Source organism: Neptunomonas antarctica (genome assembly GCF_001305295.1).
In the GTDB taxonomy this organism is placed as follows: Bacteria; Pseudomonadota; Gammaproteobacteria; order Pseudomonadales; family Balneatricaceae; genus Neptunomonas; species Neptunomonas antarctica.
Genome location: NZ_LJSI01000055.1, coordinates 18,175 through 33,598, shown reverse-complemented (window position 1 = coordinate 33,598; position 15,424 = coordinate 18,175). Strand labels below are relative to the sequence as shown.

At 45.7% G+C, this 15,424-nt stretch carries 13 protein-coding genes and 2 pseudogenes; 7 read left to right on the top strand and 8 right to left on the bottom strand.

The window, feature by feature from the left end; translation table 11 throughout:
• Nucleotides 1-348 precede the first annotated feature (348 nt).
• Nucleotides 349-429 (bottom strand): annotated as a pseudogene (locus Nant_RS21960) (PEP-CTERM sorting domain-containing protein); the annotation flags it as partial.
• A gap of 1,547 nt (nt 430-1,976) precedes the next feature.
• Nucleotides 1,977-2,894 (bottom strand): LysR family transcriptional regulator, encoded by a 918-nt coding sequence (locus Nant_RS20260; RefSeq protein ID WP_054343507.1) that lies wholly within the window; start codon nt 2,892-2,894, stop codon nt 1,977-1,979.
• 385 nt (nt 2,895-3,279) lie between these two features.
• Here Nant_RS20260 and Nant_RS20255 point away from each other — a divergent pair.
• The 3 genes and pseudogenes from Nant_RS20255 to Nant_RS20245 form a co-directional block, all read left to right on the top strand.
• Nucleotides 3,280-3,642 (top strand): annotated as a pseudogene (locus Nant_RS20255) (amino acid ABC transporter ATP-binding protein); the annotation flags it as partial.
• 239 nt (nt 3,643-3,881) lie between these two features.
• Nucleotides 3,882-4,901: an asparaginase gene (locus Nant_RS20250; RefSeq protein ID WP_054343506.1), complete on the top strand. Its 1,020-nt coding sequence runs from the start codon at nt 3,882-3,884 to the stop codon at nt 4,899-4,901.
• A 3-nt stretch (nt 4,902-4,904) separates the two neighbouring features.
• Complete coding sequence (locus Nant_RS20245) at nt 4,905-5,324, top strand: P1 family peptidase (protein ID WP_082400449.1); 420 nt, start codon at nt 4,905-4,907, stop codon at nt 5,322-5,324.
• Between the two features lie 509 nt (nt 5,325-5,833).
• Here the strand turns inward: Nant_RS20245 and Nant_RS20240 are convergent.
• Entirely contained in the window at nt 5,834-6,715 is an 882-nt protein-coding gene (locus Nant_RS20240) for a LysR family transcriptional regulator (RefSeq protein ID WP_054343505.1), read from the bottom strand.
• A 212-nt stretch (nt 6,716-6,927) separates the two neighbouring features.
• On the opposite strand from Nant_RS20240, the gene Nant_RS20235 reads away from it, so the two are divergent.
• The 3 genes from Nant_RS20235 to Nant_RS20225 all read left to right on the top strand — a co-directional run bounded on the left by Nant_RS20235 (nt 6,928) and on the right by Nant_RS20225 (nt 10,004).
• Nucleotides 6,928-8,097 (top strand): MFS transporter, encoded by a 1,170-nt coding sequence (locus Nant_RS20235; RefSeq protein WP_054343504.1) that lies wholly within the window; start codon nt 6,928-6,930, stop codon nt 8,095-8,097.
• Between the two features lie 48 nt (nt 8,098-8,145).
• Complete coding sequence (locus tag Nant_RS20230) at nt 8,146-9,060, top strand: TIGR03571 family LLM class oxidoreductase (RefSeq protein ID WP_054343503.1); 915 nt, start codon at nt 8,146-8,148, stop codon at nt 9,058-9,060.
• Between the two features lie 581 nt (nt 9,061-9,641).
• A complete protein-coding gene (locus Nant_RS20225) occupies nt 9,642-10,004 on the top strand; it encodes a hypothetical protein (RefSeq protein ID WP_054343502.1) in 363 nt (120 codons plus the stop codon).
• A gap of 94 nt (nt 10,005-10,098) precedes the next feature.
• On the opposite strand, the gene Nant_RS20220 is transcribed toward Nant_RS20225, so the two are convergent.
• Complete coding sequence (locus tag Nant_RS20220) at nt 10,099-10,329, bottom strand: hypothetical protein (protein WP_054343501.1); 231 nt, start codon at nt 10,327-10,329, stop codon at nt 10,099-10,101.
• A 350-nt stretch (nt 10,330-10,679) separates the two neighbouring features.
• Here Nant_RS20220 and Nant_RS20215 point away from each other — a divergent pair, with 350 nt between their 5' ends.
• Complete coding sequence (locus tag Nant_RS20215; RefSeq protein WP_238377212.1) at nt 10,680-11,249, top strand: DUF445 family protein; 570 nt, start codon at nt 10,680-10,682, stop codon at nt 11,247-11,249.
• Nucleotides 11,250-11,319: 70 nt separating this feature from the next.
• Here the strand turns inward: Nant_RS20215 and Nant_RS20210 are convergent, their stop codons facing one another.
• The 4 genes from Nant_RS20210 to Nant_RS20195 all read right to left on the bottom strand — a co-directional run bounded on the left by Nant_RS20210 (nt 11,320) and on the right by Nant_RS20195 (nt 15,336).
• Nucleotides 11,320-11,868 carry a DinB family protein gene (locus Nant_RS20210; RefSeq protein ID WP_054343499.1) on the bottom strand — a complete coding sequence of 183 codons (549 nt, stop codon included), beginning with the start codon at nt 11,866-11,868 and terminating at the stop codon, nt 11,320-11,322.
• 223 nt (nt 11,869-12,091) lie between these two features.
• Nucleotides 12,092-12,889: a DUF1338 domain-containing protein gene (locus tag Nant_RS20205; protein WP_054343498.1), complete on the bottom strand. Its 798-nt coding sequence runs from the start codon at nt 12,887-12,889 to the stop codon at nt 12,092-12,094.
• A 123-nt stretch (nt 12,890-13,012) separates the two neighbouring features.
• Nucleotides 13,013-14,191, bottom strand: coding sequence for a lipid-transfer protein (locus Nant_RS20200; protein ID WP_054343497.1), 1,179 nt, complete (start codon nt 14,189-14,191; stop codon nt 13,013-13,015).
• Entirely contained in the window at nt 14,188-15,336 is a 1,149-nt protein-coding gene (locus tag Nant_RS20195) for an acyl-CoA dehydrogenase family protein (protein WP_054343496.1), read from the bottom strand. The genes Nant_RS20200 and Nant_RS20195 overlap by 4 nt, the downstream gene beginning before the upstream one ends.
• Nucleotides 15,337-15,424: the final 88 nt, after the last annotated feature.

Genomic DNA, 15,424 nt, shown 5'->3' with positions numbered 1-15,424 from the left:
GAGTTGATGGCATCCCAATGCGCAGGGGGAGACCTTCCCGACTGTGCGGCGATAGAAAATTTATTTGAGAACGAATATGAAAGACCATTTTTTACCGAACTGGGTTTGATCAATTCAATTAGTACTTAGCGCCTTCTTAAGAAGAGAATGTCGGCTTTTGCCACCTGCCTAAATGCTTGATCTTGTTCGACTCAGAGCCCTTTAGTCGCTATCGACCCTAACCGGACAAACAAGCGTCTCCATATAAGAATAGATAATTGGACTCCCTGCAACAAGCGGTCGTTAGCATCCTCAGATTGCGGGTAATAAAAAGCCCACCGAAGCGGGCTTTAACATCAGGTCTTTTGTCTAAGCGTTCTTACGTCTTTTCCATCCAAGGCCAGCAAGCCCTAGGCCGAGTAGTGCTAGAGTGCCGGGTTCTGGGACGGATGCAGTCTCAAGCATAATGTTATCAATTTGGTGGACACAGGTGCCAGCACAATTAGTTTCGTCGCCAATAGTTACGCGATTAAATGCAGTGTCGGATTGTAAGCCAACAAATCCCCACTGGTTTACGGCGAAGTTATAAGTAAAAGAGCCTAGTAATGTGGCGCTATCGAATAGCGATACGACAGCGTTTTCAATGGCAACGTTCGAGCCAATGTAAAAGCCAACGCTGCCCGCCGCAGTAGTCAGATCAAAACCACTTCCATATGATCCAGCCCCCCCCCAAGTGCCACCTTGAGTACCTAGCCCAAGAGCCGTCGCGTTGGTCTGGAGGGTACCGCCGTATGCGCTATTCGGATAGGATTTAGTGCTACCTGAAAAGCTGAAGCCTGAGGTTGATCCGTATCCTGGTGGTAGCGCTGAGTACCCACTAAGATCTTCGAAATTAATTACAGGCGTCCCTGAGAAGCTTCCGATACCTACCTGTATAACGGTTGCCGAAGCATATGAACTAGAGAGCATAATGCCAGCGCTTAAAGCGCTAGCGATAACCATACGGGATAGAGTCATTAGTATTTCCTTATGTAACTGCAAGTATATTGAGGCTCTATAATAAATTGAGCATCATCTGGTTTGTTAAAAGCAATAATCGGGCCAAATAAAAAATATCTATTAATACATATACTTAAATATTAATTAAAATTTAATGAGTTTTAGATGTAAAAAATAATGACACTAAGTGCCTAAAAAAGGCCCTATTAGCTGAGCATCCATTATCAATGGCTGGTCCGCGACTGCGATGACGGCTGGCGAGGCCCGCCACTTTTTAATCTGTTTCGTTTGTCTGGCAACCACAAAACATTTAGCGTGGCCTGTAAGAAATATTTACTGAATCAAAAAAACATCCTTCATCTCCGGCTAACTTGCCAGGGTGATAGAGCGACAAAATGTTATTTAAAGCGCAGCTAACTAACTTTTAGTTAAAGGCAAGCGCCAATTCAACGCCAAATTTACGCGATATATAGCCTTACGGGTTAGCGAGTGCTAACAACAGTATCTGTAATTTACTGAACCGTTTACGCAATAATGATTGGACTGAGGTGGGTCGAAAGCGGGCTATCTTTACGATTACTGTCTATGTCCGGCTCACGAACCTGCCCGAGCGCTTGATCTGGCTCGACTCAGAGCCATTTACGTCGCAAAGCGACCCTATGCAAACTTTGCGACTTCGAGGTGACTTCCGCTATCGGCAGCGGCTATCTACATTCGAACATTGTAAAAAATCCTGACACTTTTATACCCAGGATAGACTGTGACCCCATAACTTAAGCGCTCCGGCTTAGGGTCCGCATTGGATTGTGACTCGCCTATCTTTAGGATTACTGTCTATGACCGGTTTTGGAACTGAGGGTTAGCAGGTGCGATATTATATTAGCAAGCTCTAAAATTCCGCTTTTGGCACTAACTCGCCAAAACGCTTGCTCGACTCTGAGCCATTTAGGTCGCAAGGCGAAATGAAGCTGGTTTTTTGCTGATATTGCAGCACTATTTTAAGGTAATGAATGTTGCATTAACGTCTGCCAGAACGCGTCCACCCTCGATTCAACGATGGCTGCACACTTAAAAATTTTAATATCAATCAAAATGTCGTCGCTTTCCTCAGCAACTCGCACCAGCTTACCGTTAACCAGATCATCTCGAATTATTGTGTATGGTAGCCAAGCTACACCATAGCCTTCTATCGCCATCGCCTTTAACGCGGTGGTAAACGAAGCTTCGTAAGCTGGGGTGAAGGTAAGGTCGCTATAGCGTTTCTTAAGGTGACTCTCGACGAACGAGTGCAGACGAATACTGGCACTCGTATATTGGAGATAAGGTATTGGAGCCTGAGGGCTGGAGGGGAGCCACCACTTCGTCCTGCCATCGCTGTCAGGACTCGCTACTGGCACCATCGTTTCTGTGCCTAGCAACAGCGAAGGATATTTATCAGCATCGATTAACACGGACTTAGAGTTATCTTCGTAGCTGATATAGAAATCGACAATTCCTTCATCCAAGGCACTCAGATAGGCATCAATGCTCCTAAAATCTGTTCTAACACTGAAAAATTCCGTTTCAACAAAAGGCTTTAGCTCTTTTAACCAGGAAGGAATAAAGAACTCAGCTAATGTGTTTAACGTAGCAATACAGAGTTTTTCCTCACTGCCTCTGATTTGCTCTCTGATGTCGTTGCGGGCCTGGTAGGACAGACTCACGATATGTTGAGCTACCGATTTAAACTCTTGTCCCGCGTCGGTTGGCTGTACTGGGTAGCTAGTGCGATCGATGAGTTCAGCACCTATCCAGGTTTCCAGTGCCTTGATGCGTCGACTGAACGCAGGTTGAGAAACGAATCGCTGTTCGGAAGAAACACGAAAATTCCCAGAATTACACAGGCTAAGGTAATCCTCTAACCACTTGAGTTCCATGATAATAATCTCAACATGTACATTGTTAACAAGTTAGGTAAAACCATCTTTAGTATACGCAAGTATAGTAACCCCCACCACCTGATGCATTATTTGCATGACCTCGCCTGATAACGGTATTGGACTGAAAGTGATAATCGCCATATTGTTTTTATCAATCACGGAGGCGCTAAAATCGCTAACTCAAGGAGAGCCAACGAAATTGATCTAATCGAAGGACAGGCCTTGCCGGCTGCTTCAGATTTTAAATATCCCCCAATTTCGGATCTTGAGTAGCAAGAGCTAAGGCCGGGATCTTTCGAAAAATTCGCGACTAACCCAATGAGGTTCATGATGATCAAAATAAAAACAATGATGACGGCAATTAGCGGTGCGGCCTTCGCAGCGGGTCCATATTCCTCAGCATGCCAACAAGTTTCCAGGTCAGTTATCGGGTGGACAGCAGCAGCGTGTAGCCATAGCCCGAGCACTGTGTATGAAGCCTAAGCTGATGCTGTTCGATGAACCGACATCGGCGCTAGATCCGGAGATGGTTTCTGAAGTTCTCGATACCATGGTGGAGTTGGCAGAAGGTGGCATGACCATGCTCTGTGTTACCCACGAGATGGGGTTTACCAAGAAAATCGCCGATCGAGTTATCTTTATGGACGCAGGAAAAATCATTGAGGAGTCGGATCCGGACAGCTTTTTTGCCAACCCACAGTCAGCACGCGGCAAAGAGTTTCTCAGCCAAATTATTCAACACTAACCGTGTTGTAAAAGGCCTAATTGAGCACCTTAACATTCGCCTCAATACGCCTATTGGTACCAACTGCTCAGTATGTTAAGGCTCTCGTAGCCTCAACGACTGACGCTTGTATACAGACAATAGTCGATGATTTTATTGTAATGAATCGACTGATATTGGCAATGACCGGTGGTCCATCATCGACCATAACCTGATGGTTGTGAACCTATCATTGCGAATTAATATCTTGGAGTTTTTTTATGTCCTACGAACTTTTTGTTGAGGTTACACGCGGCAGCACGGTCGAAAGCCAACATTTCGGTGCCGCCGTTGTTTGCGACTTTAACGGTAACGTTCAGGAAAGCTGGGGAGATATTGATCAATTAGTGTTCCCCCGCTCGGCCATAAAACCGATTCAAGCGATCGGCCTGATAGAGAGTGGCGCCAGTGATCATTATGCCCTGACTGACGCAGAGATATCGTTGGCCTGTGCGTCTCATCTGGGACAGCCGATGCACATTGAGCGAGTGAGTGAGTTGCTAAACCGTTTGGGGTTGGACCAAAACCAACTAGCCTGCGGTGCACAACTGCCGATGGATGTGCCGAGCGCTCACGCATTGCTGGCATCCGGTCAAGATTGCTGTCGTGTGCACCATAACTGCTCGGGTAAACATACCGGCTTTATGGCAACCGCACTGCACCTGCAACAACCGGTAGAAGGTTATCACCAAGCCGCCCACCCAGTGCAGCAGTTGTCGTTCGATATCATCTCTGATCTTGCACAATTTAAGCTTGACCTCCACCGAATGGCGATCGATGGCTGTGGTTTTCCTGCACTGAGCTTGCCGTTAAGAAATCTTGGTATCGCTATGGCGCGTTTCGCCAACCCGGCAGGCCTATCAGAGCGGCGTGGCAAAGCGATTAAACGCATTCAAGCGGCGATCACCAATGAACCCTTCTATCTCGCCGGAGAGGGTGCCGTCTCCAGTGACCTGATAGATGTGACTAAGGGTGCTGTGCTGGCAAAAACCGGTGCTGAAGGTTTTTTTATGGCGGCACTGCCTGATCGCGGCCTGGGCATCGCATTAAAGATCGCCGACGGCAACGCCCGCGCTCATTCGGTTGCCTTGCTAGAAATTCTTGACCGTATAGGTGCTTTATCAAAAACCGAGAAACAAAAACTCAGCGCTCACATCAACCCAAAGATATTAAATTCCCGAGGTCAGGCTGTCGGTGAAATTCGCCCGGCACTCGCAAAATCACCCGTACAGGAGCATTAGCAGATGCGAGGACAAAAACGTATACGCGATTATGGCATTGTGATTGGTGAGCTAGATCCCGGCGAAAAAAATTCAATCACCGATATTGAAGGCGTAAAAGTCGGCCACCTCACCCTCTCCGAGGGCGGAATTAAAACTGGAGTGACGGCCATCCTGCCCCACGAAGGGAACCTGTATCAGAACAAAGTTCAAGCCGCAGTACACGTCATAAACGGCTTCGGAAAGTCCATGGGACTGATGCAAGTCGAGGAGATGGGAACGATTGAAACACCGATTATATTGACCAACACCCTAAGCATCGGTGTTGCTAGTGATGCGTTAATCAGCCACATGCTAGACCACGATGAAGATATTGGCAGCACCACTGGCACCGTTAATCCACTGGTTTGTGAATGTAACGATGGTTTCCTGAATGATCATTAGCGTGTCTTTTACTGTTGTTAAACGACTGGGACTACCGATAGCTGTTTGGACTGTTAAACTTCCGGTGTCGACCCTAAGAACTAAACCAACCACGGCATGAAATGATAGCGATAGAACAAAGGGGGAGATATCGTGTTAAACACGCTGTGTAATATCTCCGAGATTAATAATAAATTATCCCATATTTATTTAAATATCTATCGCCCTTTATTCCTTACGCGATGGCGGACAAATACTGAATAAAACACTCTGTGCAGACCCGCATGCGGGGGGGGCGGGGGTTCGAGGCTCTTAACTACCCGTATTCATAATGCTAGTACCTTCTACCAATAAACAGCTTCGACAAGCGACTTTTTACTAAAGAACCTCCGAAAAAGTAAATTCGTCATAACTATCCCCCCCCAATATATGAATACATATTAGCAAGCGGAACAATAATATTTACAGCAATAAAAAAATAATATTTGTTAAAATGTGCAATAGTCAGTAAACGATGAGGCAATGAATTTTTACAGCAATAATCTGGGTTGAATAAAATCAATAAAGGCAGAAATACGCTTGGCCACCGACGATGATTTATAGAATACCGCGTTGATCTGTTCCCTACCTGTATTGGTCAGTTTTTCGCTCTCAAGCAGAGGGATTAAACGGCCTTCTTCAAGATCTTTCTTGATCATGAAGCCCGATAAACAAGCGATACCATTACCCGCTAAGGCCAGTTGCCTCACTGTTTCACCGTTGCTGGATACCAGCACTGGCTTTAATGTATCAAAATCTCTCAGCGGCCAATCGTTAAGCACCTTGGCACCAGAGAATCCAATGGTATCATGATTCACAAGGTCACTTGTTTTCTTTGGAAAACCTCGTCTCGATAAATAGTCGGGAGCAGCCACAATGTATAACAAGCTTATCCCCAAAGGCCTTGCATTAAGGGTCGAATCACTCAATTGTCCAATCCGAATCGCTAAGTCGGTTTTCTTTTCGAGTAAATCAACAAACCCTTCATTGGACGTGAGTTCCAATTCGATATCGGGATACTCGTGGTTAAATGCTTGCACCAGTGGGACTAACTGATGAAAAACAAACGGGCTGGCGGCATCCACGCGCAATCGACCTTTCGGCAGCGCTCCCCGGGAAATAATCTCCTCTTCAGCCTGTTGAATCTGGATTAACCCGATGCGAACCGATTCAATAAACTGACGCCCTTCATCGGTTAACTCTATCCGCCTTGTGGTGCGATTGAGTATAGTGACACCGAGCTGCTTCTCTACCTTGCTCACCGCCCTCGATACACGAGCCACTTGAATATCTAATGCCTCTGCGGCAGCAGAAAATCCACCGCTATCAACCACGGTCAGCAATATTTCTAAATCATCAGATCGCGTCAGCATGTCATTACCCTAATACTACGGTATTCAAGAGTTCGGTTCTCGACCTCAGATATTTTATTGCATTTATAACAAATATTATTTGTTAATACATCTGTTTTTCACAAGTAAATATGTATGCATAATGCCGCCATCAAAACAAAATACGATATGGCGGATGGCACCCTCACCCTCCTATCGTGATGTGAAACCAAACAACCATAGTGAGTAATAGTATGCCCTTAGCTCTTCTTGCATTGGCGCTCAGCGCCTTTGCTATTGGAACCACAGAATTTGTTATTGTTGGATTAATTCCAACCATGGCCTCCGATTTAAACGTCTCTATACCATCAGCCGGGCTGTTAGTGAGTCTTTACGCCCTTGGCGTTGCCATTGGTGCACCCGTTTTAACCGCGCTGACCGGGAAATGGAATCGTAAACACGTACTAATTACGGTGATGGCGCTCTTTGTCGCCGGCAACTTATTAGCGTGGCAATCACCTGGATACAACACCTTGATTTTTGCCCGTATTTTGACCGGTTTGGCGCACGGTGTGTTTTTCTCTATTGGCTCTACCATCGCGACAGGCCTGGTTCCCAAAGAGAAAGCGGCCAGTGCCATTGCGATTATGTTTACTGGTTTGACTGTGGCGTTAGTAACCGGTGTGCCGCTGGGTACTTACATTGGTCAAACGTTTGGTTGGCAAACCACGTTTCTAATTGTTGCTGTACTTGGCCTGGTCGCTATGATTGGCAGCGCAATTCTAGTCCCTTCAAACTTAAAACAACCGGCACCGGCAAAGCTTTCTGAGCAGTTAAAAGTACTGACTCAACCCAGGTTGTTGTTAGTGTATGCAATGACGGCTGTGGGTTATGGCGGTACATTTGTCGCTTTCACTTATCTTGCTCCTATTTTAGAACAAGTGTCGGGTTTTGAATCCAGTTCAATAGGATTGATCATGCTTGTCTACGGTGTATCTGTTGCTGTAGGTAACATCTGGGGCGGTAAATTGGCTGATAAACTGGGGCCGGTGAAAGCGCTTAACATCATTTTCACCGCACTTGCTTTGGTACTTTTAGCCTTCACCGCTGGCAATCAAATTGCTGCCGTCATTACCGTGCTTATATGGGGCGCTTTTGCATTCGGCAATGTTCCGGGGCTACAGGTATACGTTGTGCAACTAGCTGAAAAATATGCACCTAATGCAGTCGATGTTGCTTCTGGATTAAATATCGCCGCATTCAATGTCGGCATTGCTATCGGTTCAATTATTGGCGGTAGGGTGGTTGAAGATATGGAGCTAGTCGATACACCCTGGATTGGCGCCTTAATCGTTGTTGTTGCAATCATTCTAACAAACGTATCTGGTTTCCTGGATTCACGAGAACAAGCTAAGACAGCCTAAAACCAAATGCCTGGGGGGGAAGCCCCCATAGATGATAGAGGAGTGTATATGACTTTCGACAAATTACAGAATTTAGGCTTCTCAATTGGCGTTGAGCTGCCTTTAGATAACGACTGGTCTCAAGAAGGACAAAGTAAAGGTGTAAAAGCCGGTAGACCATTCGGTGTGCCTGATCTGTCTTTGCACAAGGAACGGATTCAGCTGGCTGATAGATTAGGCTTCAGTACCGCATGGGTCCGTGATGTTCCATTGTATGACCCTGATTTTGGAGATGCCGCCCAAGTTTTTGAAGCCTTCACTTATCTTGGCTATTTAGCAGGTGTCACTAATAAAATCTTACTGGGTACTGCTGCAATCGTTTTACCCCTGAGACAACCTTGGTTAGTGAAAAAATCTGCTAATACGACAGCAGAATTAAGCCACAATCGCCTGATACTGGGCGTAGCTAGCGGGGATAGACCATCAGAGTATCCATTGTTTGGCGTGAATTATGCGTCTAGGGGGCAGCTATTCAGAGATGCTGTTGAAGTACTAAAAGACCATTCGAATTCGAAATTAATGTTGGGTCAAAAAATTTATCCTGAGGTTCCTAAGTTCCCTATTTACGTTGCAGGACTCGCACAACAGTCACCTGAGTGGATAGGTGGGAACCTGGATGGTTGGTTAGCCTACCCGGGAACACCGGAAGATCACACAAATCGTGTCGCTTTATGGCGAAAGGTCGCAGGCTCAAAACCTTATGTTAGTTTCATTCATTTAGATTTAGTTTCTGATGTTAATGCCCCTATAGAACGACAACGTTTCGGGGTAAAAACCGGTGTCAACGGTCTCATAAAAGAACTTGAAAGCATGAAGGCCGCTGGCGTTGATCACATCGGCCTTCATTTCAGGAAAAACGATAGGCCCATAGAAGACAGTATGACTGACATAGCCAATAACGTACTACCCATTTTTCATCAATAGAGGAAACCTTATGATTACCCATTCGAAACACATACCCCCTTAGGCATGGGAACGGAGCCTACGAATAAGTATCTATCCCTGCTCTACAGGCCTAGTTGTTAGGAGCTGCTAAACTGAATTAAGTACCCCAAGCAGTCAAACAGGAAAAGGAAGGTGATGACTGCTCCATCATTTACAAATACTGTATCTAAACGTTCATAAAATCGAGCCTATTATTCGTCCGCTTTTGGCACGAACCTGCCAAAACGCTTGATCTGGTTTTGCTTCGATTACCGTCTCATTGTCGCCTCTGACGTTGCATCAACCTTGGCTCCATTGCAACAATCCAACTTTCCCTAAGCTGACGCTGGCCTGAGCCTTTGTGACTGCGCCAGCGAGAGCGAAACAAAGCTGTAAACGTCAACTCGCAACCTAAAGATACGATGATATAAGCATCTGCACAAAAAATATTATTTATAATTATCTTTTATTTTCAGATAGTTATAAAAACATATCACCCAATAAAAAATAAAATTGTTGCGATGCAGCATAAAGATCTATACCATCACTCCATCAACTATTTTCCTATAAGGATATAAATCATGTTTAAGAATATTCCTACTGCTGACTTCTCTGCTTTTAGCGCTCCTGTTCAGAAGCTGATCGAACTAAATACAGCTACCTTTACTAAAGCATTCGAACTTCAGAAAGCGGCTGCTGAGAAACAAATTGCTCAGGCACAAGCTGATTTTAAAGCGCTTTCTGGAATCAAAGACGTTGAAGCGCTAACTTCTTTTGTTACCGTAAAATCTGAAGAAGCTAAAGCCAAACTTGAAGCACTACAGACCGAAGCTCAAGCATCTGCAGAAACTACTAAGGCTTACTTTGCTGAAGTTCAGGCTATCCTGGCTGAAAGCAAGGACTCTGTAGCTGCTGCTAAAGCACCTACCAAAAAAGCTGTTTAATTTAAGCTATTTTTAAAAAGGCCCCCATCAGAAATGATGGGGGCCTTTTTGTGTCTGGATGAAGACTGGCCGGTAAAACTGTTGAATTTAGTCACTAACGCTGTAAATGACTAATATATACATAGAGCTTAAATAAAGCGTAAGCATCGTATTCAATGGCACCTGAAAACACTGTTGAAATTTCTGCAGAATACTCCGCCATGCTCACACGAATATTGCCACATTGACGGGTACGCCATAAAGCAAAACATTTCTCTCGGACATGTCGAGTCGGCGTAATTTCAGACAAATCGGTGGTACCGAATGGAATAGCTGCCATATCCATTAATGATGCCCCTAAGCCTGTTTAGCTATTGAAAAAAGAAACCACGCACTATGGAAACAGTGATGCATCCGGCATACCAACCTAAAATCGGCGGCAAGCAGATCTATGTCCTATTGCAACAGTAAACTTTCATCAAATAGTCTCTCTTATGAGCCAATAATGTACTAAAATTCTTTTCCTCATCCTTATACTAGAATCAGCTCTTTATTATGAATAAAAGCCTCATCACTAATCTCGTTGCCCTTCTGCTCGTCATTGCAGGCCTCCTCTCACCTGTATATTCAAATGTACTGCTATCCATTGGCTTATTTTCACTTTCTGGTGCTATAACAAATTGGTTGGCAATTCATATGTTATTTGAGAAAGTACCCTTTTTGTACGGATCCGGTGTTATTCCAAATCAGTTCGAAGATTTCAAAAGTGGTATTAAAAACATCATCATGTTGCAATTTTTTACCGCAGATAACATTAAACGTTTTATTCAATCAGAAGAGGAGTCTGCCAAAAAAACGTTAGACTTCACGCCCGTTTTAGATGCTGTCGATTACGATAATATCTTTCAAAAACTGATCGATGCCATCAATGCCTCTTCTCTGGGTGCCATGCTTAAAATGGTAGGCGGCTCAGAGGCACTCGAACCGTTACGCCAACCCGTATCAGAGAAAATGCGGGTAGCTTTAGAAGAAATAGCCCATAGCGAACGTTTCCAGACCGCCATTCACCAAAGCCTGAGTACCGATAAACTGGGCGCTGATATAAGCGAGCATATTGAAACGATTGTGGACGCTCGTCTGGATGAATTAACACCGGAAATGGTGAAGAATATTATTCAACACATGATCAAAAAGCATCTTGGCTGGTTAGTTGTCTGGGGAGGCGTATTAGGTGGGCTGATTGGCTTGATAGCCAGCTTTATATAATAGTCATCACGAACAATAAGCGGGCTTATCTTTACTCCGACAAGCCCGTTTTACAGTGAACCAGAACTCGTTATTGCTCGCGCAAAGCATCCGGGATATCAATTAAAAAATCCGTTACCCCTACATCTATACCCTGTTGATATAACAATGTGCTTATCTGGCCACGATGATGCGTTTGATGATTAAAGAAGTGAAATAGCAGCTCCGCAAAATTGCGGCTACTCGCTACGCCCTTACTATTTTTGTATATGAGATCGCGATCAAAATCTACTTCCAGAATTTCACTCAACAACCACTCCTGAATAATTTCATCCAGTTCTTTCCGAACAGCCCAGCAAGCATTAAAATCATCAAACAGCCGCTCATCTAATGAACCGGGTTTCGGGTACGTCTCCAGACGAGCTAAGGACTGATAACTTTCTGCATGCGTAGCAAATCGTGAGAGCCACAGTAAATCCCCTACCACTATATGATTTAACGAACCCATAATAGATTTAAAAAAAGCACCGACATCACGCTCAAGCTCCGCCTCAGGCAAACTCGCCGCCGCCTGATACAGTTGTTCATTCAAGCGTCGATTGTAGGCGGCCATTAGCCGAAAATGATCTTTGACGTTCATGATTTATCCCTAATTACAGTCAAACTCAGTAATGAGTGTAATTCCTCTGACGGGTATATACGTACATTGATGCAAAATATTTTTTCGCGAGGCCGGTCACAGAACAGCCAGAAAGGCATTCTGGTTTATTACAGGGGCTAACGGACTAAATCCCGATGGATAGAGCCCGTTTGGATCACATAAATATTGGCTTACTTAAGTACTGACTCATGAAGCACTTACTTTATGAAGCATTAGTTGATTCGAAAATCTTATCTGCATTAGCTTCGATAAAGCCTTGATAAACAAAACCCTGAGCATCGGCGTGGCGTTTAGCAAACTCATAAAAACAGGTTGGAATCTCGTGCTGGTCGCCTCTGGCAAACTCAAATACCTGACGGTCAGCCAATGTAGAGGCTTGTTCCAGTAAAGACTCAGGGGTGCCTTTCACTTCTCCACCCACCGTATTGATACTAAAACCAGCGTCTTTTACACGGCCCAGCACAGTGTGAATGGCATCAGCCGTGGTGAGGTGATTAATACTGACAGTAAAGTGGTTAACCCGTACGCCAATAGCCAGCAACCAGGCGCCGTATTCGCTCTCAGTCATGATCGTGTTGTAATCTTCCCAGCTAGGCATAGACCAGTGGCGGCCAGACCAGAACACTGCTTGATCCTGAGGTTGCTGTGTGATTTCTGCGGTGTATTTTCCGATAATTTTCTGCGCGGAATCACTCAACTGATTCACCAGCAATTCAGAACAGAATATTTTTGGCACCAACGGATTAGGATGGATATAGCTGTGAGCACGTAATTTTTTAGCTTTAAATTCGTAGCTGTCCTGGCGCTCATATCCCATCGCTAAAATCAGAGGTTCGAGCAGATCCAGGCGCAGTGGCGTGTTAGCAAAGGTACGAAAAGCCACATGATCATTGATCACTTCACCATCGGTGGCGGTAAACAGATCACGAATTTTCTTAGCCTGTGGTGTGATGCTTACGTAATCAGTCCACAGTTCATTAAAAAAAGCTTCAGCTTGCATGGTGCGCTCCGGGAACAGGATTATTTAATGTCAGTTTGATCCTCAACAACCCAGAGCGCAAACAATAAAACTTACCATCAAGGACAAGTTTTATTATCACCAGCTCTCTGACTTAATAGCTTATCAGCACGCTTTATAGAGCGTCACTACGGCAGCGCCACCCAATCCCAGATTGTGCTGCAACGCAATTCTGGCGTTCGGCACCTGTCGTGCACCTGCCTCGCCGCGTAAATGCCAGACTAATTCTGCACATTGGGCTAAACCCGTTGCACCAATAGGATGACCCTTAGACATCAGTCCGCCCGACGGATTCACCACGAAGCGGCCACCATAGGTGTTTTCGGCATCATTGATCAACTGCTCGGCCTGCCCTTCTCCACACATACCCAGTGCTTCATAAGTGATCACTTCATTAGGCGTAAAGCAGTCATGCAGCTCAACAACATCCACTTCATCAATTCCGATACCTGCTTGCTGATAGGCTTCACTCGCCGCTTTTCGTGTCATCTGCGCGCCAATCAGATCAATCGGGTTATCCCAACTGTTGGCCAAATCGGTCGCCATTGCTTGTCCGGCAATTTCAACTGATGCCTTAATGCCATGGCGACGTGCAAACGCTTCGCTGCAAACAATCACAGCGGCTGCTCCACAGGTCGGTGGACATGCCATTAAACGCGTCAGGTAAGGTGCATAGATTGGCGGCGCAGACATCACTTCGTCAACGCTAAGCTCGTTGCTGAATAACGAGAATGGATTCTTTACTGCATGTTGGCGTGTTTTAACCGCCACTTTGGCAAAGATGTCAGGATTTGCGCCATATTGATCGATATATGCCGTAGCCGCCGAGCCAAACATACGTAACGCCAATGGGCCTGCGGGTGCCTCAGGCGCAACCCTATCAAGCTGTTGCAGCATCGGGTCAAATGGTGATTCTCTGTCTGTCCAGTGGGATGACAATGCACCACGCTGCATCTCTTCAAAACCAAACGCCAATGCACACTCCACTGCACCGGATGCAACTGCCTGTCGCGCCAGAAACAGCGCCGTTGAGCCAGAAGAGCAGTTGTTATTCACATTAATGACCGGGATGCCGGTCATACCCACAGTGTAAAGTGCGTTTTGTCCACAGGTGCTGTCGCCATAGATGTAACTGGCGTAGGCCTGTTGAATATCCGTAAACTTAATCCCGGCATCTTTAAGTGCGGCTTCGACGGCGTGTTTAACCATCACCTTATAAGGTTGGTGTTGTCCGGGTTTACTGAACTTAACCATGCCGACACCGGCAATTTTTGCATTGCTCATTTTGTCTCTCTCTTATTGATCATGCCGCGGGCAATGACTTCTTTCATGATTTCAGAAGTACCTGCATACAAGGTCTGTACGCGGGCATCGAGGTAAAAGCGCGAGATGGGATATTCCTGCGTGTAGCCATAACCACCGAACAACTGCAGACATTGATCCACTACCCAGCACTGCATTTCGGTCGAGCTCAATTTAAGAATAGAGGCTTCGTGGCTGTTCATCTGTCCTGCCTGATATAGCCGCATACATTGGTTCAAATACGCTTTACAGATCTCTATCCGGGTTTTTATTTCAGCCAGTTTGAAGCGGGTGTTCTGAAAATCGGCGATACTTTTCCCAAAAGCTTTGCGCTGTTGCACGTAGTCAAGCGTCAGAGCTAATGCGCCTTCAGCCGAACCCACCGCTTGTGTGGCGACGCCTAAGCGCTCGCGCGGCAATTCTTGCATCAAATAAGCAAAACCACAGTTTTCCTCCCCGAGCAATGCATTATGCGGGATCAGCAGATCATCAAAAAACAACTCAACGGTATCGCTGGCATGCTGGCCAATTTTTTTAATCCCGGGCCCACGAGAGAAGCCTGGCATTCGGGTATCCACCAAAAATAGCGATATCCCTTTCGCACCCGCCTGCTGATCTGTTTTCGCACAAACAATCACCACATCGGCGTGTAATCCATTGGTGATAAATATCTTTGATCCATTAATAAACCAGCTATCACCCTGGCGAACGGCACGGGTTCTGATAGCGGCTAAATCACTGCCTGCACCGGGTTCTGTCATGGCAATGGCACCGACAGCATTCCCAGAAATCAAGTCAGGTAACCACTGCTGTTTTTGCTCATCACTGCCATAAGTCAGAATGTAGGGCATGACGATATTGGCGTGAATATTCAGGCCACTGGCCAGCCCGCCAAATCCCATACGCGAGATTTCTTCAAGCACCATCTGCGCCACATCAAACGATACTTCAGCTGCCCCATAACACTCGGGCATATCCACCCCTAACAAACCGGCTGCACCTAAGGTGTTCCAGAGTCTGCGCGGCATTTGTCCATCAGACTCCCACGCTTCATAAAAAGGGGCGACTTCCTTCGTCAGCACACGAATAGTCATATCCCGATAAAGGTTCATTTCCTCAGTTTGCATTAACGTGACTCCATACGAATGGCCACCGCTACTTTGTTATTAATATTCACCTGTAGTGACACTCCATTGATAAAACCGCATCGCTAAA

Excerpts from the sequence above, each read along its gene's own strand:
- Nant_RS20260 (WP_054343507.1), bottom strand. The coding sequence starts at position 2,894 with ATGGAACTCAAGTGGTTAGAGGATTACCTTAGCCTGTGTAATTCTGGG.
- Nant_RS20250 (WP_054343506.1), top strand. The coding sequence starts at position 3,882 with ATGTCCTACGAACTTTTTGTTGAGGTTACACGCGGCAGCACGGTCGAA.
- Nant_RS20245 (WP_082400449.1), top strand. The coding sequence starts at position 4,905 with ATGCGAGGACAAAAACGTATACGCGATTATGGCATTGTGATTGGTGAG.
- Nant_RS20240 (WP_054343505.1), bottom strand. The coding sequence starts at position 6,715 with ATGCTGACGCGATCTGATGATTTAGAAATATTGCTGACCGTGGTTGAT.
- Nant_RS20235 (WP_054343504.1), top strand. The coding sequence starts at position 6,928 with ATGCCCTTAGCTCTTCTTGCATTGGCGCTCAGCGCCTTTGCTATTGGA.
- Nant_RS20230 (WP_054343503.1), top strand. The coding sequence starts at position 8,146 with ATGACTTTCGACAAATTACAGAATTTAGGCTTCTCAATTGGCGTTGAG.
- Nant_RS20225 (WP_054343502.1), top strand. The coding sequence starts at position 9,642 with ATGTTTAAGAATATTCCTACTGCTGACTTCTCTGCTTTTAGCGCTCCT.
- Nant_RS20220 (WP_054343501.1), bottom strand. The coding sequence starts at position 10,329 with ATGGATATGGCAGCTATTCCATTCGGTACCACCGATTTGTCTGAAATT.
- Nant_RS20215 (WP_238377212.1), top strand. The coding sequence starts at position 10,680 with ATGTTATTTGAGAAAGTACCCTTTTTGTACGGATCCGGTGTTATTCCA.
- Nant_RS20210 (WP_054343499.1), bottom strand. The coding sequence starts at position 11,868 with ATGAACGTCAAAGATCATTTTCGGCTAATGGCCGCCTACAATCGACGC.
- Nant_RS20205 (WP_054343498.1), bottom strand. The coding sequence starts at position 12,889 with ATGCAAGCTGAAGCTTTTTTTAATGAACTGTGGACTGATTACGTAAGC.
- Nant_RS20200 (WP_054343497.1), bottom strand. The coding sequence starts at position 14,191 with ATGAGCAATGCAAAAATTGCCGGTGTCGGCATGGTTAAGTTCAGTAAA.
- Nant_RS20195 (WP_054343496.1), bottom strand. The coding sequence starts at position 15,336 with ATGCAAACTGAGGAAATGAACCTTTATCGGGATATGACTATTCGTGTG.